The following is a 20,995-nucleotide window of genomic DNA, read 5'->3' on the forward strand; positions in this document are numbered from 1 at the left end:
TGATATCTATTTCAATAAATTGCGATTCTCCACGTTTTGCAATATGCTTATTTGTTGAATAGCTATTTTATTGAGTTTTATAAGTCTTTCTTTTTGTGGTAAATTTTCACTGATAAGTACGGCGTTCAGATTTTCTATATTAGCCAAACAGATCAATTCATTGATGGATGCATAATCGCGTATATTCCCTTTTTTATCGGGATTTGTTTCACGCCATTGCTTAGCTGTCATGCCAAATAAGGCAACATTCAATACATCAGCTTCGTTGGCATAAATGATTGATGTTTGGGCCGACGAGAGCTCCTTGGGAATAAGATTGTGCTTAATGGCATCCGTATGAATATGATAATTGATTTTTGCCAATTCACGTTTTGCAGTCCAGCCTAATTGCTTTTGTTCTTCTTCTTTCAGCCGCTGAAATTCAGTGATCAAATACAGTTTAAATGGTACGCTGATGGCCGAACCGAACTCAAAAGCAATATCTTTATGGGCATAGGTTCCTCCGTATTTCCCTTTTTTAACGATAATGCCAACTGCATTTGTTTTTTCAATCCATTCAGATGCGCTTAACACAAAATTTGGTAAACCTGACTGCATTTTAAAGTGGTCAGATTCCACCACTTTAAAATGGGCATTATTGATTTGTTCCCAAGTACTCAAAAATTCAAGTGCATATCTTGTCCTGAGCCAGTTTTTTATGATGTCGGCTGCACGGCTATCACCCTCTTTGGCATTTGCCATATCAGTAAGCGAAATATAGTCTCTCTCCTGGACAGATATAACCGTAATTTCGGTATCATAAACATTAATTTTTGCCATTTCAATTAAGCTGTTTGATTTCCATTGTACATATAGGTATTGATCTTCTGCAGAATATCGGGCAAGTGATTTTCAAATCTTTTATTGATGCGTTCAAATCCGCCTATCTCATCAAAGGGCTCTTTGTCGAGATCTTCGACAGTAACAATGCCTTCGGCAATCATCTGCTTTTCAATCCGCTGGAGCAAACTCTTCTGCGGCACGGTCCAATTTTGCTCTTGATACAGTCGTTGGAAGGCTTTTTTGACACGATCTTCTCGACTTTCAAGTGCGGACCCAAGCATAAGGGTACGAATATAAGCAATAATATCGGCTGCTACATCTTGTCTTTTTGCATTTTTCCACGCATCATGTAGGGTGCGAAGATTATAGCCCTTGGTATCAAGTAATAAGCTTAGTTCCTTGAGGTCGGCACGTTTTAGTTGCGTCGGAGATGTGGCAATCAATTTAAGTGCAGCTATCTCATTTTGATTTTCTTCAAGATAGCGTCTGAACCCTTCGATATAGTCTTCGGGTTTGTCCATCTCCCCATAGCCGGTACTTACCTCACGAAGTACATCAGCATGATTGGAATAAAACTGATGAGCCGGCGATTGTCTATACTCGTCTAAATACTTCCAGAGCTCCGCTTTTTCAGTCAGCATTTTCACCTGCTCTGTAATATCTTTCTCGCGAAGATGCTGAATAAATTCATCCAGTGTATCCGCTCCAGTAAAGTATTTGATCTTTTCGCCATCTAGGCCTGCGGTTCGCTTTTTGCGTTGCAACTTCGCAATGATCTGATCAACCTGTACGGCTGCACGCTCATCGGTTTGTATATCTGCAAATTCACTGTTCAATGTACTGAAATCAACCGAAGGATTGACAACAAGTGGTTTCATTTCCGTATAATCTTTAATGCCTTCATATAGATTGACCGCATCAAAAACACGAAAACTCTCCTTGTTTATCTCTGGACAGAGACGGGTGGCACGCCCGATCATCTGATCGTATAGGATACGTGATCGAACGCGACGCATAAATACGAGATTAGCAATCTTGGGTACATCAATCCCAGTGGTCAATAGATCGACTGTAACGGCGATATTTGGGTATTTCTCATTTTTATAACGCTTGACTTTCTCCGCTGGCTTGTCAATGATTCCAGTGATTTTTACCACAGCATCATCAGGAACAGGTATCCCCACTGCCGCAAACTCCTCTTTCAGGATTTTGACAATCATATCTGCATGATGGTCTGTAGCTGCAAAGATAAGCGTCTTGGCGTCGCCATCGGGATCAATATGATTGACAAGCTCCCGAAGTACCGTACGGTTAAAGTTCTCGGTAATGACACGTTTATTAAATCCTGAGATATCAAACTTGAGTTCGTCACTCAACTCATCGAGTTCAATAACCTGATTACCTTCTTTGTCATAAATAGTAGGTTTCTCGCCTTTTTCCCATACAATCCCTTCTTCTGATAGTTGTGTCTTGATCTTGATCGGTGGATCCTGATCAACTAGATAACCATCTAATACGGCTTCTCGTAAACTATAGTTGAAGATAGGTCTATTAAAAATCTCTTTGGTATGAAGCGCTGGTGTAGCTGTTAAACCAACAGCAAAAGCATCAAAATAATCCAACACCTGACGGTACTTGCTGACATAGTCATCTTGGTCTTTGAAGTAAATCTCTTCATCGTCCATTTCCTTATCCAGTAAATAGCCTCGATGTGCTTCATCAACGATAATACAGTCATAAGTATCTACGCTCAGCGTTTTTCCTTCGCTATCATTGTTATAGAGTCTTTTGACCATGCTCTGCACAGTTGCAAAGTGGATACGGCTATCTATATCGGGCCATGCATGCTTTAACCCGTCGATGTGGTAATAGTCACTGAAACTTTTCAGATCATCAACCTTGTAATCTTTGAAACCGTCGAGCGCCTGTGTGGCCAGCAGGGTGCGGTCTACCAAAAATAAAATACGTTTAAAACGATTGGTCTGGATTAAGCGATAGGCCAACCCAATAACTGTACGTGTCTTACCAGTACCGGTTGCCATGGCTAATAATGCCCGGTTGATCTCGGGATGATGGATAATAATATCTTCGACTGCTTGAATTGCTTTGATCTGGTAATCTCTCAACCCCAATCCTGTCTTGAGCTGAAGAAAATCCAATGAATTCTCTTCCAATTTTTTATTAGCAAGTGTGATGTCTTGTTCAAACTTAATTTGCAAATCCGCTGGACTATGGAATCCTTTGATAGATCTAGAATTATTATACTTCTCACGGATATCAAGATACCATACGCCACTTTTCGTGGCAATCTGTTGCAAATATTCGCGTCCATTGGTTGAATATAGAAATGGTACCCGATAACCATCCCAGTCGCCCAATATGTCTATACCTTCTCTTGGTATAATATTCATTGCATAACGCTTACTTTGATCAAGATTGGTGGATATATCCTGACCATACTTTTTGGCCTCAATGACACCGTATAAACTTGTACCTACAAATAGTGCATAGTCTGCATAGCCACCTTTGACCGGCCACTCGGCAATAGCCATATTGCGACCTCTTTGGGGTTGCGTCTTATGTATTTTAGCATTCAGTAACTTGGTGTCTGCTTCCCATCCTATCTTACGCAAATTGAGATCAATAAGCTCTCGGGTCTCTGCTTCGTCCATATCAAGTTTGGATGCGGAGCGTTTGGCACGCGCCGTAAATACCGTCCGCTGTTCTGCACTGACTGTTTTATGCTGGGCTATCGCCTGCTCATATTGTTCCTTTAAGATCTTATTTTCCTTTTCAAGGATATGCAATGCATGTCTGGCATCTAAATCCTTCGGTGTACCAAATCTTAATGAAGAAATATCGATATTTTTTACAGAGTAGGACTCGTAAAACCATTTCCCTAGTTTAAATGCGGAAAAAAGCGACGAAGTCGCATCTGCAGTGGTACCTACGTATTCGTGTACGGCATCATTACCCTGCTTGCGAAGTATCGTAAAATGGTCAATTACATTTGAGGGTAGAATACCTTGACTCCTCAGATTATAAATTAGATTTTGAAATTTTGTATCCTCCGGCAGGTCAATTCCATAGGTCTCAAAAATCTGCTTGGCCATGTATTCCCCATATTGCCGCAACTTGAATAAAGATGTGGCTGGATCTTGATACAGATTGTATTCGGCGGCTTGTGCTAAATTAAAAAGTAAGGGATATTCTTGTTCTAAAAATTGGAAATTGGATATGGCCATATTGATAATACTTAATTCAGATATTCAGCTAGAACCAAATATAAACAAAACCAATCGTTATACAACAGAATATTGTCTCAAACACTAAGTTTATTACCCCCACCTAATACTTTTTTAATAAGCTTGGCACTTCTATAATTACGTCTTAAAGATTGCATCAATATAAAAGTAAATACAATACTAACGAAACATAATGGAAGAGATGCCACGAGACTAGGTTTTACGTCTTTCTCAGTAGCTATAATTACAACTACGATTGAAAAGAGTAACGCAAAACAAATTCCTCCGACAGAAAATAATGTAATCGTGAAAATATCAAAAATTTTCGCCCGCACGTCTATTCTAAGCTTTGGCTGCTCCGTACTTAAATCCATAAATGACCTCGCAGCCTTGATTTCTGGCCAATCAAACTCCCCGTTTGAATTATCCCTCAATGCTATAAGCTTGTCGATTTTATCTGGATGGATATATATACCTGTCAATTCCCGAAATTCTTGTTGTTTCTGAATATCTTTCGCAAGATGACGTAAATCAGCATGTCTTTGCAACCAATATGACCTCGGCTTCTGCTTTTTTTTGAATAACAATCCTGTTAAGGGGCCTTCGGAATTTAAAAACCTTAAAAAGAAAGCAGCTACCACACACATGATAAATATTACCATTATGATAGTAGGATTGATGTTAAATTCCTTTAAAGAATTTAACATCTCTGTATAGTCCATTGTTGTTAATTTTAAATTCTTATTTATATCTTATTTTTTGGGGATTACAGCTTAACGAAGCTGAACGGTTTGTAAATGAGAATTATTCATTTTGAATGCATCATCCCATAATAATTCAAATGAAATATTATCGGGAGATCCCATGTGAAGATGGATATTCAGATCTACATTTTCATGTTCATTTAAAAGCGGAAAAGGAAAAGGATTCAAACTGTAAAGACATTCAGGTTCATCATGTAAAATTAACCGAACATTTTTTGCAGAAGCCTTTCCTTTGTTATATACCCTTAAAGTCCGAAGCCCCTTATTACCTACAATAATAGAGGCCCTGACCTCAGCCTGCATTTTTTGGATTTTCTCCTCTTCGATTTTCCCAAGCTGATAGTCATTGATTAGTTTCTCCTGAGCTTTTATTTTTTTATCGTGCTTGAAATAAGTAAAAATAGTCCCCACTAATGCCATAGCGGCAACAATAAATGAAGGATCGCTTAAATCTATTTTCATCTTCTCGTGAATTTAATGAATTTATTACCTCTAAAACTTTTCTCTAGTTTTTTAGCAAAGTCATCAATAAACTGTTGACCAACTTCCTCTGCTGCATCTTGAATTTGATTTTGATTGAATGTTGCTAATTCATCGATTCCACCGGGATACTCACGACCACAGTTCTTGCATTTCACCCAAGATTTATTTTCATTGTGTTCAAAATCACCTTGACCGCAGGTTGCACAATAAAGGGATACGGTTATTTTAGTACTCATAATATTAAAGTAATTAGATTATAAAATAAAATGTGCTTTGTGTATCTATCATAACACAAAGCACATAACAATTAAACAAGATCAACTATTGGAGCAGTAGGAGCATCACGTTTTACCGCCGCAATCCCATTCTCTCTACCTGCTAAACTCGTATAATTCTCGCTCCGTCCGATAATTTCACCATTAACAGCTGTAAGGTTGAAGGTATAATTATAAACGGAATTTTGACGCTGGTAACGGCTGTCATAGGGAGAGTTAGCCTTAACCGAGGCTATCCCATTTAAACATCCTTGTTTGTTCACGTAGCCTTCGCTACCAAGAATAATTTCACCATTACCAGACTTTAATCTAAAATAGTATTGCGAATTCCTTGAACTCACAAATACTTCAAACTTTGCATTTGACATATTGATACAAAGTTGTACTGTATCTGTGCAACCAATGTGCACAGGTAATTTTTTATGATTTGTATTTGCTGATAGTGTCTTCCAGTTTTTTATGCATGGAATCTCTCACCGAAACTGGAGCTAAAATCTCAATGGTGGAACCATAACCCAATATATGTGAGAAGAACTCATAATTGGGAATAATATCCAATGTTAAAATGACATATTCTGCAGTTCTCTCAACCACTGTCTGCGACGGATGGATAGGTTTAGAATCTATATAAGGCCACAATGGCATACTAACTTTGATTGAAACAATCAAAGACTCTGTATTCGCTGGTTTGCTAACGCCCACGATATCTTCAAAATATGCATTATACGTTTCCTTTGAAGCTATAAAATCTAGGGTTTCTAAGGTATTCACGCTAAAGATTCTATCCAAAGCCAAATTGGTCCAATTTTCAAAACTATCTCGCTTTCCGAATAAAAACCAACGCTTATTGTATTGTTTCAGGAAATAAGGATGAAAAACAAACGTTTCTTCAATCTCTTTGTTAAATGGCTTGTATTTAACTTCTAACACCTGCTTCTGTTGAATATGTTTAAGCAAATCACCTAATAGGTTTATATTTTTTAGATACTCATTCTGATCGAAGAAAATACATTCTTCGATTTCCTCCAGTTGGAAGCTCTTTTTTAGTTTAAGTGCTAGTTCTTGAACAAACTCGAATTGTTGTAATCCACTGAATCTTCCAAGAATATTCAAAGCGGTCTTCAATGAGTCTGCTTCGACTGGATTGATTTGCTGTATAGCTATAGAATAATTAGCTTTCGAGTACCGATAATAGCTTTTCTTCCCTTCTTTATAAGATTCGATAGGCGCACGAAAACCTGCCTCGCTACGCATAAAATCTATATCTTTAAAAATCTGTCGTCGAGAAATGGAGGTCGCTTTCCCAGTATACTCTTTAATTGCTTCCGAAACATAAGTTATCAGATCATCAATAAAAAACTTCCGACCTTTATTGGAGAAACATCTATCTAATGCTTCGTAACGAATGAGTGCATGCTTATTTGTAGACATAACTTTTTAAATGAATTATATTCTAAAAAACTAAATTATTTAGTTGCGATTTTATAACATCTAATCATCTATTATCCAAGCATATTCAGCACATTTTTAAGATTTTCAGTCATCCTGATAGTCTCGTCATTGGAAACACTAGTAGGTTTGTGAACTAATTTATTGCGAAACTGCCTGAGATAGTTGATTTCACTATATATATGGCTGTTTTCTTCATCATATTTTAGTAAGACGTATATTGCATTCGTTAATGTGTGCGTTTCGGGAAAGTATCTTTTGGCTTTATTAATAATTATTTGTTCTAAGTCAGTCCATAATTTGATATAGTTACCAATATTAGACGAATTTAATTCCACTTTTATTTCGGACGTAATTTCCTGACAGATAGAATGGATTATGTCATTGTCAGGATAAAGAGCTGATTTAGGAATTCGATTGAAATGTATCCCCCAGAAATCATCATTATTAGGAATTTCATATTTTGCTATCAATCTGTTGTTTAAATCAAGTTCTGATTTATTTAAATAATCATTAAACACGTCATCAGTACCTACCAAATAGCCTTCTTGGAAATAGGGTCTTAAAGCCTGCGGAGGAGAAATACTTAGTAACCTAATATTTATCAAATCATGTTCAGAATTAATTGAAATCCTATTTGAATAATATGGCAAGCCAAAAACATAAATAAAAGCATTAGGTTGATCATTATCGAGCTGAGCAAAAGAACAAGCTACTCTTAATGACTGCGTAACATCAATAAAGGGCGTTTCAGTTACTTCATAGTGCTGTAAAATACTCCATTGGATATATTTTTTTCTTTCTATCTCAGAAACACCTGATATATTATTTTGCTTTAACAACTCTACTAGTATTTTTGAAGCACTGCTTAATTTCTCAAATCGGAAGTCCAACTCCGGTTGGGATAAGTAATTACTTCGATAAATTGTTGGATAAAATGTTGAATTATTATTACTATTTCGATAATCACTCTTTTGCCCCCTAAAGAATAGTAAATAATCTTTATTTAGATATGAAAGCTTAGCTATTTGCTCAACTAATTCACGAAAGCTCGAAATTTTAAAACCAGAATCTTTTCCGACAGTTTTAGGCGTCGTATGTTCTAGAAGCTCAGGCGGTAATTTTCCATGTATCCTTCTCATAAATTTATCTTCTCTTATTACGACTATTATTATAACTATTAACTAAGACAGACTATTCATCGTCTGTAATAATCCATATTTTTTAGTGTATTTTTTTTATCTATAAATGCAATTGTAAGCACTGCTTGAGCATTTCGGTAACGCGCTTGTACATCTCCTGCATCTTCTTCTCATAGCTGGTAGAGCGACCGCCAAAGAAATCTACATAGCTCGCTCCTATATCGCTAAAGATATTGGTTCCGATGACAACATTGGCTGCTATTGGATCATTATATCGTGAAATCTCCCTCCCTTCGATGGAATTGGTCGTGGTTACTATCATGGCATGCTACTTTTCAATCGGGCAAGGTTAATACCCAAGCCTAATATACATTATTTATTCTGAATTAATATGTTTACAGATATTAACTTTCAAGATTATTACAAACTGTAAGGCTAAGGTATGGGTTCGAAAGTAGGACTGGTTACGGGAAACCGTAGCTGATTTATTCGTTAACCGTCAAGGGAGGCCATTTTGGCTAGATGCTCTGTCGCCAAATTAGTCTAAACTGTACTAAAAATGCATTACTGGTTTATTTCTTGATCGCTTCAACCGCTTCCTTGCCATAGATGTTATCTTCTGTTCATGAAAGAAACAATAGTTAGAAGAGCAATTTAGATCCTAAATAGATAACGATGAATGAACTCAGGACTTTTAAGCGGGTCACCTACAAATTTCCTGAGTTCGTCTGCATAATCCAATAGTGAGCTACAACCAACTTTTTCGAATAATTCTCGTAATTTTTTGTCTTCGGAAATACCATAAGTTATAAAGGCATCCATACGGTCCAGCATCAAGAACTGCTTATCAGGAATTTCAAGATGAGTAATTTTCTTTAATTTATTTCCTTCTGGTGTACCATCATTTGTTAGAAATAGAAAAGTCCGTACAAGCCATTTATCCATATGATGGGTGATAACAAAATATCCCACTTTATGTACTCCAAGAAAGCACTCCAGAAGAAAGTATCCGTTTCGCAAAATAGTATTTACCTTAGCTTTGCTTAGAACATATCCAAGATACACCTGAACATATCCGCGCCAGAAAACTATCCGTTCTTCAAACCGTTCCAGAACATGCTGCTGTATAAATACCGGCATTGGACTATCATCATCCCTATCAGTTATTCCAAGCTGACTGGGTCTTATAGCCACCCAGTTAAATTTATCAACTTTTTCAGATGAAGGTACCCCAAGCTGCAATATGGTGCGTTTTTTACCATCTACTTTCTGTAAAGAAGTATTATGTGCCAAACGGTGAATAAACACTTCATTCGTACCACCAAATTTTTCGACCGCCATTCGCTCAAAACTGATACGAACCGTTCCTCTATAAAAATCATAAAGCCTAAGATCATTTAGGCTCATGATCTCTATAATTTTATTCCGCTGTTTTTCAAACCATTCAGTAGTCGTAAAATATGGGGAGAAAACTTGATAAAGGCTTAAAAAACCTTTGATTTTGCTTCCAATCCTATACTGTATAAAATGGATCAGCACCATGACATCTGTCAAAAATCTTGCATAGGAAATTTGTTCACCTCTCAATGTTTCAACATGATATTCGCTAAGTAGCCTGGTAAGGGTTTCTTTATACTCCAAGAACTCTTCCTCATTCATAACCCGATTTCCTTGCCGGATCAATTTGACAGACGGATATCTATGTCCATATAAGAGTCTGAGACTACTTTCTGGGAGGATCTCGAAATATCCTGGTCCTACCATCTTATTACAGATTATTTCCAACCGATGATAAAATACTTTCCGGCTGGCCTGCACTTTTTGGCTATATGACAATTTTTTAGAATTTGTTTTCATAACCTTACGATTAGAACAGGGTCAAATTTCAAAGATTGTCTTTAAAGCTCTTTCAGGAAGCTAAAAGCAATAAACTTGAATTTTTCCTTTAATATGACGTGCCTACAATTTAAGCAATAAATCAATAAAAATCCGAGGAATTAATTTCTACAAACATTCAAATGCTTTACGAAATCATAACTTTAAATACTTTCCGATATTTGATACAAGATACACCATTGTTAAGGGCAATTACGCCAACCTGAGGAAATATTGCAATTATTTATTTTCGTTACTCTTTGATTGCAATGATCAATGAAATAAATTCAAAAAATAGGCTTTGAATTAACAGCTGTACAAATCTTAATTGTATGGATAATCATCAAAAAAGAATTAATTTAGAGAGATCATTTAGTCTGAGATTATGATAAAAGTTTATTTGGATTGGAATGTCATGTCTGGAATGAAAAACAATTATTTTCCTGATTTGACTGAGATAATATCCAACAGAGAAAAATTTCTACTTGTATATTCGACATCGCACATCGGGGATATCTTTGCAAGCATCAAAAACAATAGTGCTGAAGAACAAAAACTAGTTCGGGAGGATTTAGAATTTATTACCAGCCTGACAGACAATCTATGCTTGGGAAACGATTCAAAAGAAGTCACACTTAGCATCTGTGATCCGGAAGAATTATTGGACGACAGGATCAGTGAAGCTCCGCTCTTCAAGAATCTTAGCCTTGACAGCCTGTTTGATTCCATGGAAGCAGATAATCCTATGTATGGGATTGGTGATGCCATGAAAAATCTGATTGCTTCGATTCCTTTGGATAGTGCATTCAATGATGCTTATCAAAATCCAGAAAGTGCAAAGATGTTAGAAGAGTTATTTCCGGGCTTAAAAGATGATCTAACTATGAATGGTTTCTTCAAGAGTTTTGGACAGATGCTGGATAATATGAATGAAGGCGAAGGTTATAAAGATCTAAGAAACATTGTTCAACAAGTTGGAATAAGCAATGGCCACTTTAGCCAAGACAAAAAACCGTTCGATGTTATCGAAAATGCCTATAAAAAAAAGGGAATGGAAATCTTCGATGTTGGGCAATATTTTGATAAAACCAAAAATGCTCCCGAATGGTTTAATGATATTATAAATGAATATGTAAGCTTAGATATGCACGGCTTTAAAGCCGATAAGATCAAAGTTACAGACAAGGAGAAAAATACATTCAGGAATACTACAGAAGACGCTTTTCATTCGGCATTCGCCTCAAGATGTGATTTTTACATCACAAACGACGATAAAAATTACCATAAAACAAAAGCGGTTTTTCAGAAATTAGATATCCGCACAAAAGTACTAAAGCCAAATGATTTTGTTCAATATAATAACTCATTCCTTACTGCTAATACTTTTGACGAGCATTTCGAGTCTTTAATTGATGAATATAAAAAAACCGACAATTATCTCGAGCAGAAGTATGAAAACGGAGAGAGTTTTGGCTTTGTCAAACTTACAGACCAATATTTTTTTAATTTTTTCAATAAACTATTAGTTCCCCATCCTCAGTCCAATGGTGCGTTATTCATTCTCAGCAAGGAAAGTCCAACAAAAAAACACATCATTCATATTTGGGAAGTCGAAGGAATGATAAAATTATTTGCCGATAAATTTGGACCGGACATTGACGGTAAATCGTATTATGAAGAAGGGGAAATTTCCTCAGAAGAGGATTGGATGGGCCGGACATGGAATCTAAGTGTTGGACAAATAGATATCAGAAGAACCAGAGGCTGGTTTCAGATGTACTTTTACCTGTCCCAAAATCCTGAGGATTATTTCGAAAACACAAGTTGCTTAACGTTGACTGTGAGCGATTTATATAATTGAATAGTACTTTTACCAAATGGTAAATTATAAACAGCGTCATTTTATTATTTTGCAGCAATGAAAGAATTGATAGAATACATTTTACAGTTTGGCAACCTAAACCAACAGCAAATTAGTCTTATAACAGCCAATGTCACGGAAATTGAACTTCGTAAAGACGAATACTTTTCGGAAGCAGGAAAAATTTCGCGGCAGGTCGGCTTCATTATGGAAGGAATTATTAGAGGGTGTTATTACAACAATAAAGGTGAGGAAATTACAAGATGTTTTATACCCGAAAATAACCTAGTAGTTGATTATGTAAGTTTTGATTCGAGCTCGCCATCTGCAGCATATTTACAGGCCAGCACCGATTGTAGACTTATTGTATTTTCAAAACAACTTTGGGACGAATTGTCATTAACAATAGTTGGTTGGGACAATATTAAAAACAAAATGATTCAAAAGTGTATGTACCAGTTATTCAATAAAAACCCAATGATTTCAGAAGATGCTACGACACGCTACCTGGAATTCTTAGATAATTACCCATCACTTGTTAACCGTGTGGCCCTTTCTCATATTGCATCATATTTGGGAGTTACGCAACAATCATTGAGCAGAATACGAAAAAATATTCGCTAGAATCACTTTTTACCAAATGGTAAATAACTTCATTTTTAATAGAATCATCTTTGTATGGTAATATTAAAAATGAAGAAAAATGAAATCAGCATTTATAACAGGAGCAAATAAAGGTATTGGCTTTGAAACGGCAAGGCAGTTGTTGCAAAAAGGATTCTATGTCTACATCGGAAGTAGAAATTTAGAAAATGGCTTACAGGCAGTTGAAAAGCTTGTAGCCGAAGGATTGGTAAACGTTGAGGCCGTTCAGCTCGATGTGACTGATGAGGATTCGGTGAAAAAAGCGCGAATTGAAATCGGCAAAAGAACAGATGTTCTGGACGTACTGATCAACAATGCCGGAATTAATGCGGATGGCATTGCAGAAGATGTTACGGCAGCAAGCATTGAGAATTTCAGAAAAATTTATGAAACGAATGTGTATGGGGTCGTTCGGGTGACAACCGAATTCATGGATATACTTAGAAAATCAAAGGAGCCGCGCATCGTAAATGTAAGCTCAAATATGGGCTCTCTAGCACTTCATAGCGACCCGAATTCTCCGAATTACGGCTATAAATCTTTTTCAGCTTATTCTTCGTCCAAATCGGCTTTGAATATGTATACCATTCATTTGGCTCATGAACTTCGTGATACACCATTTAAAGTAAATGCTGTTTGCCCGGGCCTTACAAAAACCGATCATACCAACTTTTTTGGCGGCGATGTTGAAATTGCGGGAAAACGTATAGTAAAGTACGCTTTGTTAGATAAAGACGGAGTAACTGGCAAATTTATCAGTGAAGAGTTAAACCCTGAAACAGGCGAAATTCCTTGGTAATAACATACGCTAAACTTTCACTGTTTATTTCCTGAATGATCCATATTTTAAAGGTCAACTCCCAGATATCATGGTATCGCCAAAACTCGATGCCATGATATGCGTATCTATATAATTAATTCAGATATGTGGGGATTAAGGTGTTTAGGTGATTGCCGATATGAAATATTTAATACAATACACCCTAAAATTGCATTAACTTCGTCCCTTACAGAATTCTTGCAACGTTTTTTAAAAGGGAATTTCTTCGACGCCGGAGGATTATATCAGTGGCATCAAGAATTGTGTATTACATCCTAAAATTTCGTCAATATCTACACTAAGGCCGATAATATCATCAGCACGAATTGCCTGTGCACGTTGCTTAAGCGTTTCGGTAACACGCTTGTACATTTCCTGCATCTTCTTCTCATAGCTGGTAGAGGGACCGCCAAAGAAATCGACATAGCTCGCTCCTATATCGCTAAAGATATTGGTACCGATAACTACATTGGCTGCTATTGGATCATTATATCGTGAAATCTCCCTCCCTTCGATGGAATTGGTCGTGGTTACTATCATGGCATGCTACTTTTCAATCGGGCAAGGTTAATACCCAAGCCTAATATACATTATTTATTTTGAATTAATATGTTTACAGATATTAACTTTCAAGATTATTACAAACTGTAAAGCTAAGGTATGGGTTTGAAAGTAGGACTGGCTACGGGAAACCGTAGGGCTGTTAAAAAAAGCCTACTCGAACTTTGTGCTCTTTCCGCTTTTGAAGTGAGTAAACTATCGCTACTGAAATAACCAATTTTAAATAAGAAATTAAAATTTGGTCAATTTTCCCTATTTTAACAAAAAAACAGCATATGCCAAATATCTACATTATCTCTGGCTGCAACGGAGCAGGAAAAACAACCGCTAGTTACACTGTATTACCGGAGATATTAGATTGCAGGGAATTTGTAAATGCCGACAACATAGCAGCAGGTATTTCTCCTTTCAACCCGCAAAGCGTAGCTGTATCAGCTGGACGAATTATGTTGGAGCGTATAGCGGAATTGATGAAGAATAAAGCTGATTTTGCATTTGAAACAACTCTCTCCACTCGAAGCTATAAAAATTTAGTAGTCGAAGCTCAAAAACTGGGGTATTCAGTCACTGTACTCTATTTTTGGCTCGACTCACCTTCACTAGCCATACAACGTGTAAAGAAGAGAGTAGAAAACGGGGGACACAATATTCCATCTGATGTGATAGAAAGACGATATCATCGTGGTTTAGAAAACCTGTTTAACATTTATATTCCGATATGTGATCGATGGCTGGTTTTTGATAACATGGATCTAATACCCGAAATAATTGCTCAAGGTGATAAATTTGGAGAATTCGTTTCAAATAGCGAAATTTGGTCAACACTAAAATCGAAATACTATAATGAACGATAAGGTAAATATTGAAAATATCAATCTTGCTGAACGAATTCGTTTAGGAGTGCAAAAGGCTTTACGAAAATTGGCAGAAGAAAGTGCTGCAAAGGGTGAGAGTTTGGTGGTAAAAGTTGATGGTAAAATTCAAGAAGTACCTGCAAAGGAACTACTTATGAATTTACCAAAATAGTTACTTTACAGGCTCTGTAAAGCTTGCTAGATTATTTTGAGATATCAGTTGTTAATTCTATTCAAAAATTTTCGATAACTCAAAACGTTTCTTCCTAACCGAAAACTTAGAAATTTCCAACGCCATTATTTTAGCCATCCAACAACCGTTTATTAATGTCAGCCCCACTATTGCCAATACGTTTAGGGTCTCTGACGCTCTTCTCGTAATAAGTTTCATTTGAACCATTCTTGTCCGTTGTCTAATCGTTGTAAAAAGTCAGTAAAAGAGATTCCAATTTCAATATGATATTGTTTGTCCAAATCAATAAAAGGCGTAAGTACTACTCTAATTGAATTGTCAACTGTTTGTTCAATGGCAATAAATTCACTACTTCCATTTCCACCAATTGCCAAAGTCTTTGGAAGGTTCTCAAAAATTTGATAGTCGGTATTGGCTCCAATTAATTCGTCAGTGTCCCAAAGTCTCACGAACTCTGATCCTATAAACTGTTCAAAACCCGAGTAATTCTGTAAAAAAAACAAGTAATCGTTAGGAAGATTGAAGTTCAAAATTCTTTGTATTTGTTCAATTTTTGTTTTGGCTTTTTGAGGACGTTTTGGACAATTGTATTTCAATAATAGTTCATTGACTGTTTTCATATTCTAAGTTACCATTTTTTGTAAAGTTCTATTTTTCTGTTGTCATATTGTCCTCTTTCTGTAATCTTTTATCTAGTTCCATTCAAAACTATAATATGTGAGGTACCAATGTCCTGACACAAATTGAAATCTAAAAAATAGAACAATATCGTCCAACTTTGACCGATAGGTTATCTCATAATAATTATCTCCTTTCTTTTTGAAAAAGGAATAGTCTTCTAGATTAAGATTAGCGGCCTGTATGAAGGTCCAATTCATTTTGGTCCAATAAAACTTTCTGTCCTTAATGAAAAAAGCATTACCTACTGAATCACTTGCTTCTTCTTCATTAAAAACAAATTCAGTTGACATACCTCTGAGCGGGAAATTTATTCTACTTATTTGGAATATTGAGTCTCTAAAGAAATGGGTGTAAAAGTCGTCAAACTTCTCAGCATACACCGTACTATCTTTATCGGTAAACGCTGATTTTTTTTCTTTACTAAAATTTGCTTTTCTATTTTCCTTTTGGTGACAATCGGTAAAAAATCCAAAAATAAGGGCAGCTAATATTAGATTATTTATTCTTTTTTTCATCTTCTTCGTATATCTCCAATTCAAAAGTGCCGGTATTAAGACCTCGGAATGTCTTTTTTGTCTCGCCATTTCGCTAGTTGTTATTGCCTGAAGCTTTCTCTTCGTTAAGGTGGTTTTCCAGTTTGCCGTACAATAGTTCATCCTGCTTCTCCATCGGAACGTGTGCAACCTCTTTAAGATATACTGGTGTACCCACCGCAGTAATCATAAACATTTGACTCCCCTTTCCTGAGATTTCGTCGATATCTACACTAAGCCCGATACGATAATAGTATCAGCACGAATTGCCTGTGCACGCTGCTTGAGCATTTGTTTACAGATATTAACTTCAAGATTATTACAAACTGTATGGCTAAGGTATGGGTTTGAAAGAAGGGTTGGTTACGGGAAACCGTAGCTGATTTACTCGACCGTGTTAATAAGACAATAAAATAAAAAAAGCCTCCCTTATAACCGTTAAGGGAGGCCATTTTGGCAAAACGCCATGAAATCTCACGGCACTTACTCACGAAATTTAGTAGATGGATAAACTAGCTCCAAAAGACGGGAAATTTGCTAAACTCACCGTAATCTTTGATTTTTTCTATATTTTTTAACTTCTCCATGTCATCCGCTGAAATTACAAAATCCAACTGCGAATTACTTTTCATGTTCTTTGGATTGGCTGTTTTTGCCAAAGGCAGCAATCCCAATTCAAGGCAATAACGGATAGCTAACTGGGGAACCGAAACATCATACTTTTCAGCCATTTTAATGACTTCCTGATTTTTCATCAATTCACCGTGGGCAATGGGCGAATACGCTTCTACAAGAATATTGTGCTGCTGGCAGTAGGCAATCAATTCTTTTGGCGTATTACTGATATGTGTCAGGATCTGATTGACCATCGGTCTTACGCTACAGTTTGAAAGAATATTCTCTATATCCTCTACTTGAAAGTTTGAAACGCCGATAGCACGAATTTTGCCTGCTTTGTAAGCGTTTTCCAAAGCACGCCAGGTCTCACGGTTTCCCTCAAAATAGCGATCTTCCTTATCGTACTCTGCCCACGGTTTGGGTGCATGGATAATCATCAGGTCTATATACTCAATGTCCAATGCTTTAAGCGAACTTTCGATACCTGCGACTGTTGCTTCATAACCTTTTGTGGCTGCATCCAGTTTGGTAGTTACAAAAATTTCTGTTCTTTTTAGTCCGCATGTTCTGACACCCTCGCCTACCCCATTCTCATTACCGTAACCCTGCGCTGTATCAATATGCCTGTAGCCAATAGCAACCGCATCCTTTACCGCCTGCGCTACGGTATCATTACTGATCTCCCAAGTACCAAGCCCCAATTTTGGGATTTCAACTCCATTTGATAGGGTATAATGTTCATTCAAAATCATATCTAAATCTTTTATATTATTAACCATTTAATTGTTCGTCGCGTTTGCAAATTAATAAAGCGCAATCCGCAACCCTATCGTGTAATCCGTAGATGAATAGAAATATCTGTAGGTGGATGTAAAACGATAAGGGTCGTTGTAATAGAAACTGCCTCCCCGTTTGATGTAGTTGCTGCTCGGCTTCGTATTGCAAGGGTCGGTTTGGGCTTCGGCAGTATATGGTGCTGCATAGTCAGCTACCCATTCGTATACATTGCCGCTCATGTCGTAAAGCCCCAGCTCGTTCGGCTTCTTTTGTTTGACAGGATGTACACTGCTGCCGTCATCGCTGGTCCAACCTACTTCGGATAAATCATTGCTTCCGGCGTAAGTGTATCCCTTGCTTTTGTTACCGCCTTTGGCTGCAAATTCCCATTGCGCTTCGGTAGGAAGATAAAAATTTTTGTCGGCAGGGATAATACCTGCGGCATATGCTTTTTCGTTGAGTTTTTTCACAAATTCACGACAATCTGGTACGGTTACACTGGCAACCGGATATTTGTTATCCTTCTCGCTATGTTTCCCTGTCATCACCTCATTCCATAAGGCTATCGTTACTTCTGTTTCGCCTATCATGTAGGTAGAGAGCGTAACCTGATGTTCGCCGGCCTGATTGCTTACCTGTGTTCCGCCACCTTGAGCACGCTGGTCAGAACCCATCGTAAATGTGCCTCCCTCGACAGTTACCATTTTGAATGCTACACCGTTTAGGTTGTAAGCCGTTTTGTTTATCGTATCCATATCCTGAAACTGATTTTCGTTATTAACTGTTTGCTCGGCTCTCGGCGTAATATCATTACATGATGTTGCAGTAACCGATAAGCCTGATACTGCGGACAGCATCATGGTATATAAAAGTGGAGTTATCATCTTTTTTTTCATTTAAAAATTATTATGAAATGCTATCATCATTAAACAATGGTGCTGGCATCTATGACATACCTATAACGTGCTTCTTTATTGACGACCTTATCCCAAGCTTCGTTCACTTCGCTGGCGCTGATAACCTGTACTTCGGGATAGATTTTATGAGCGGCGCAATAATTCAGGAGTTCCTGAGTTTCAGCCGTACCGCCAACAAGGGAACCATTATAGTTTACACTATTATTGACCATATTAAAATTGTTGAGGGTAATTCCTCCGTTTTCACCGACACCTACTTGTGTGAAGAAGCCGTAAGGTTTTACGCAGGAAATATAATCGGACACGGCAAAGTCGTAGGGAACGGTGGAAACCATGTAGTCCAGCTTTCCGAAGAAGGCCTTTAATGTATCGAGTTTATCCACTACAATAACTTCTTTTGCCCCGAAGCGTTTTATATCTTCAACCTTTGATGGCGAGGTGGTAAAAGCGTATACTTCCGCACCTTTTGATACTGCCAGCTTAACGGCTAAGTGTCCCAAGCCTCCGATACCTACAATGCCTACTTTATCGCCTTTCTTAACTTGATTTCGCATCAAAGGAGAATAGACTGTAATGCCTGCACAAAGTAATGGAGCGGCGTATTTTAAATCCATGGAATCGGGAATTTTAAAAACAAAATGCTCTTTCGTTACAATATTGCTGGCGTAGCCTCCCTGTGTGATGCCTGTCGGCTCTGTAGGATACGGTGCTCCATAAGTACCTACCATTCCTTCAATACAATGCTGCTCTTGTGCCTCGCTACATGGCTTACATTTCATACAGCTATCAGCTATTACGCCGACACCCACACGGTCGCCAACTTTAAATTTGGAGACACCTTTACCAATGGCTTTAACGATACCTGCAATTTCGTGTCCGGGAACAAGAGGAAAGGGCTGTTTGCCCCAATGTCCCCTGATGGTGTGAATATCTGAATGGCAAATGCTAGAATACTTTATTTCAACCAAAACATCAGTTTCGCCAATGGCTCTACGTTCAAAGTTCCACAGCTCTAGCGGACTGTAGGTATCCTTTCCGGCAATTCCTTTTGACTGAATGTTCTTTGTTCTGATAGTGTTATCGGCTGTTTGACCAAACATCTGCAAAGGGCTGACAAGTGTAGTACCCGCAGCTAATGAGGTTAATTTCAGAAAATTTCGTCGTGATGAGTTGTTGCTGTTATTTTCCATTTTGCATGTATTTAATATTACAATACAAATGTAAAATGAAAGCCTCGCAGTGACTTTACTACGAGGCCCAAAGATCTTTTCTCAAACGTCCAATCTGATAAAATTATCAAAAAATGAATCAGATTAGAACGATGATGGAGTTCATGAAAAATCCAGTGTATTAATTTGTTTTCTGTAAAAGAACTTCTGTAGGTGCTAAATTATATTCTTTCTTAAAGGCAGTTGAGAAATGTGATGGATTTTTGAACCCGACCTCTACATAAACTTCGCTAACTCTCTTCCCTTCTTTCAACATCTGATAAGCAACTTCCAATCTCTTTTTTAAGATCCATTTTTGTGGTGAAATATTGCTGATATTTTTAAAATCCCGTTTAAATGTAGATAAGCTTCTGCCGGTATATGCAGCAATTTCTTCAATTGAAAGATCATCCATAAAATTATTATTTAAAAATTCCAGGATATCTATCTTCCAGGGATTAGCAAAATCAAACAAGATGGGATAGAAATTGTCGGATTGTTCTAGCATAGCATATATAGCCTCCATTAGCTTTAAATAAACAACTTTATCCGTTGGTTTTACATGCTCATCAAAGTACGGTGTCAATGAATGAAATAGACTGGTGATGTCGGGAGTAGTTTTAACTTTTATTACTTTATCATCAGTAAAAGGAATATCTGCAGGAATATCGGATTTGGACATTTTATTATAAATATCTCGAATTACATTTCTATCAAAACTTAATGTAATGCTTTTATAGGGTTCCTTTCCTTTGCTGTATTTGAACATCTCTATTCTATGGTCACGGCGGATAAAAGCACATTCACCAGCTTTGACCTTAATTTTCCTGTTTCTGTCCACGATAGTTTGTTCACCAGAATACAGGTAAAAAAGCACGTGTTCGGGCATGGCATGAAAACATCTTTCTTCTAAGTCTGCAAAACAGGTAAGAAAGACACCGGTATAGGTTATCATTCCATATTTTTCTGGCTGAATCTGTTCCATAATAACTTATTACATTGGCAAATGTAAGTAATTGAATTTATTACTTTTTTTCTTAAAAGCCCAAATGACATTTCTTAAACGTCCATTATTTTTTTAAGTTATCGATTACGAATGAATACTTACACAAGAAGAATTTGAGGACACAAAACGTAAGCTGCTATAAAGATATAAAATAGAGAGAAAAGCCTTTCCTTGATGACAGTCTAGGGAGGCCTTATTAGCTATGGGTTAACCCAGAAAAAGAGGGCGTCAAAAAGGTGCCCTTGTAAGAGTTAAAGGAGGCAGTT

At 37.1% G+C, this 20,995-nt stretch carries 23 protein-coding genes; 5 read left to right on the forward strand and 18 right to left on the reverse strand.

The annotated features are described in order from the left end of the window. Positions 1-6: 6 nt before the first annotated feature. The 10 genes from AB1Z56_RS09145 to AB1Z56_RS09190 all read right to left on the reverse strand — a co-directional run bounded on the left by AB1Z56_RS09145 (position 7) and on the right by AB1Z56_RS09190 (position 9,839). Positions 7-819 carry a KilA-N domain-containing protein gene (locus tag AB1Z56_RS09145; RefSeq protein WP_426791820.1) on the reverse strand — a complete coding sequence of 271 codons (813 nt, stop codon included), beginning with the start codon at positions 817-819 and terminating at the stop codon, positions 7-9. Between the two features lie 5 nt (positions 820-824). Further along, on the reverse strand, positions 825-4,067 hold the full coding sequence (gene hsdR, locus AB1Z56_RS09150) for a type I restriction-modification system endonuclease (RefSeq protein ID WP_426791821.1): 3,243 nt from the start codon (positions 4,065-4,067) through the stop codon (positions 825-827). Positions 4,068-4,144: 77 nt separating this feature from the next. Continuing rightward, positions 4,145-4,789, reverse strand: coding sequence for a hypothetical protein (locus AB1Z56_RS09155; RefSeq protein WP_426791822.1), 645 nt, complete (start codon positions 4,787-4,789; stop codon positions 4,145-4,147). A 51-nt stretch (positions 4,790-4,840) separates the two neighbouring features. Continuing rightward, positions 4,841-5,293, reverse strand: coding sequence for a hypothetical protein (locus AB1Z56_RS09160; RefSeq protein ID WP_426791823.1), 453 nt, complete (start codon positions 5,291-5,293; stop codon positions 4,841-4,843). Then, entirely contained in the window at positions 5,290-5,550 is a 261-nt protein-coding gene (locus tag AB1Z56_RS09165) for a hypothetical protein (RefSeq protein WP_426791824.1), read from the reverse strand. Before AB1Z56_RS09165 ends, AB1Z56_RS09160 begins: the two co-directional genes overlap by 4 nt. A gap of 71 nt (positions 5,551-5,621) precedes the next feature. Then, entirely contained in the window at positions 5,622-5,957 is a 336-nt protein-coding gene (locus tag AB1Z56_RS09170) for a YegP family protein (protein ID WP_426791825.1), read from the reverse strand. Between the two features lie 52 nt (positions 5,958-6,009). Beyond that, positions 6,010-7,020, reverse strand: a complete 1,011-nt coding sequence (locus AB1Z56_RS09175) for a helix-turn-helix transcriptional regulator (protein WP_426791826.1) — start codon at positions 7,018-7,020, stop codon at positions 6,010-6,012. A 71-nt stretch (positions 7,021-7,091) separates the two neighbouring features. Then, on the reverse strand, positions 7,092-8,180 hold the full coding sequence (locus tag AB1Z56_RS09180; RefSeq protein WP_426791827.1) for an FRG domain-containing protein: 1,089 nt from the start codon (positions 8,178-8,180) through the stop codon (positions 7,092-7,094). Between the two features lie 100 nt (positions 8,181-8,280). Continuing rightward, positions 8,281-8,502 (reverse strand): YbjQ family protein, encoded by a 222-nt coding sequence (locus tag AB1Z56_RS09185; protein WP_426791828.1) that lies wholly within the window; start codon positions 8,500-8,502, stop codon positions 8,281-8,283. 332 nt (positions 8,503-8,834) lie between these two features. Further along, the gene (locus tag AB1Z56_RS09190) at positions 8,835-9,839 is read right to left on the reverse strand and encodes a hypothetical protein (protein ID WP_426791829.1); all 1,005 of its coding nucleotides are present in this window, start codon (positions 9,837-9,839) and stop codon (positions 8,835-8,837) included. 601 nt (positions 9,840-10,440) lie between these two features. Here AB1Z56_RS09190 and AB1Z56_RS09195 point away from each other — a divergent pair. The 3 genes from AB1Z56_RS09195 (at position 10,441) to AB1Z56_RS09205 (ending at position 13,360) form a co-directional block, all read left to right on the forward strand. Beyond that, positions 10,441-11,916: a hypothetical protein gene (locus AB1Z56_RS09195; RefSeq protein ID WP_426791830.1), complete on the forward strand. Its 1,476-nt coding sequence runs from the start codon at positions 10,441-10,443 to the stop codon at positions 11,914-11,916. Positions 11,917-11,973: 57 nt separating this feature from the next. After that, positions 11,974-12,540 carry a Crp/Fnr family transcriptional regulator gene (locus AB1Z56_RS09200; protein ID WP_426791831.1) on the forward strand — a complete coding sequence of 189 codons (567 nt, stop codon included), beginning with the start codon at positions 11,974-11,976 and terminating at the stop codon, positions 12,538-12,540. Positions 12,541-12,619: 79 nt separating this feature from the next. Further along, positions 12,620-13,360, forward strand: a complete 741-nt coding sequence (locus AB1Z56_RS09205; protein ID WP_426791832.1) for an SDR family oxidoreductase — start codon at positions 12,620-12,622, stop codon at positions 13,358-13,360. A 261-nt stretch (positions 13,361-13,621) separates the two neighbouring features. On the opposite strand, the gene AB1Z56_RS09210 is transcribed toward AB1Z56_RS09205, so the two are convergent. Then, positions 13,622-13,921, reverse strand: coding sequence for a YbjQ family protein (locus AB1Z56_RS09210; RefSeq protein ID WP_426791833.1), 300 nt, complete (start codon positions 13,919-13,921; stop codon positions 13,622-13,624). Positions 13,922-14,217: 296 nt separating this feature from the next. Between AB1Z56_RS09210 and AB1Z56_RS09215 the strand changes: the two genes are divergently transcribed. Together AB1Z56_RS09215 and AB1Z56_RS09220 are read left to right on the forward strand one after the other, a co-directional pair. Next, positions 14,218-14,796: a zeta toxin family protein gene (locus AB1Z56_RS09215; protein WP_426791834.1), complete on the forward strand. Its 579-nt coding sequence runs from the start codon at positions 14,218-14,220 to the stop codon at positions 14,794-14,796. Beyond that, the gene (locus tag AB1Z56_RS09220) at positions 14,786-14,968 is read left to right on the forward strand and encodes a hypothetical protein (RefSeq protein WP_028069684.1); all 183 of its coding nucleotides are present in this window, start codon (positions 14,786-14,788) and stop codon (positions 14,966-14,968) included. Before AB1Z56_RS09215 ends, AB1Z56_RS09220 begins: the two co-directional genes overlap by 11 nt. 215 nt (positions 14,969-15,183) lie before the next feature. Here the strand turns inward: AB1Z56_RS09220 and AB1Z56_RS09225 are convergent, their stop codons facing one another. From AB1Z56_RS09225 to AB1Z56_RS09255, 7 genes are all read right to left on the reverse strand, one after another. After that, complete coding sequence (locus tag AB1Z56_RS09225; protein ID WP_426791835.1) at positions 15,184-15,609, reverse strand: SMI1/KNR4 family protein; 426 nt, start codon at positions 15,607-15,609, stop codon at positions 15,184-15,186. A gap of 72 nt (positions 15,610-15,681) precedes the next feature. Further along, complete coding sequence (locus AB1Z56_RS09230; RefSeq protein ID WP_426791836.1) at positions 15,682-16,185, reverse strand: hypothetical protein; 504 nt, start codon at positions 16,183-16,185, stop codon at positions 15,682-15,684. A 73-nt stretch (positions 16,186-16,258) separates the two neighbouring features. Beyond that, positions 16,259-16,399 carry a hypothetical protein gene (locus AB1Z56_RS09235; RefSeq protein WP_426792407.1) on the reverse strand — a complete coding sequence of 47 codons (141 nt, stop codon included), beginning with the start codon at positions 16,397-16,399 and terminating at the stop codon, positions 16,259-16,261. Positions 16,400-16,715: 316 nt separating this feature from the next. Next, positions 16,716-17,573, reverse strand: coding sequence for an aldo/keto reductase (locus tag AB1Z56_RS09240; RefSeq protein WP_426791837.1), 858 nt, complete (start codon positions 17,571-17,573; stop codon positions 16,716-16,718). A gap of 51 nt (positions 17,574-17,624) precedes the next feature. Further along, positions 17,625-18,482 carry a formylglycine-generating enzyme family protein gene (locus tag AB1Z56_RS09245; protein ID WP_426791838.1) on the reverse strand — a complete coding sequence of 286 codons (858 nt, stop codon included), beginning with the start codon at positions 18,480-18,482 and terminating at the stop codon, positions 17,625-17,627. A gap of 41 nt (positions 18,483-18,523) precedes the next feature. Further along, positions 18,524-19,615, reverse strand: coding sequence for an NAD(P)-dependent alcohol dehydrogenase (locus AB1Z56_RS09250; RefSeq protein WP_426791839.1), 1,092 nt, complete (start codon positions 19,613-19,615; stop codon positions 18,524-18,526). A 250-nt stretch (positions 19,616-19,865) separates the two neighbouring features. Continuing rightward, a complete protein-coding gene (locus AB1Z56_RS09255) occupies positions 19,866-20,708 on the reverse strand; it encodes a helix-turn-helix domain-containing protein (protein WP_426791840.1) in 843 nt (280 codons plus the stop codon). Positions 20,709-20,995 lie beyond the last annotated feature (287 nt).

The sequence above is a fragment of the Sphingobacterium sp. WOUb80 genome (genome assembly GCF_050058145.1).
Taxonomy (GTDB): domain Bacteria; phylum Bacteroidota; class Bacteroidia; order Sphingobacteriales; family Sphingobacteriaceae; genus Sphingobacterium.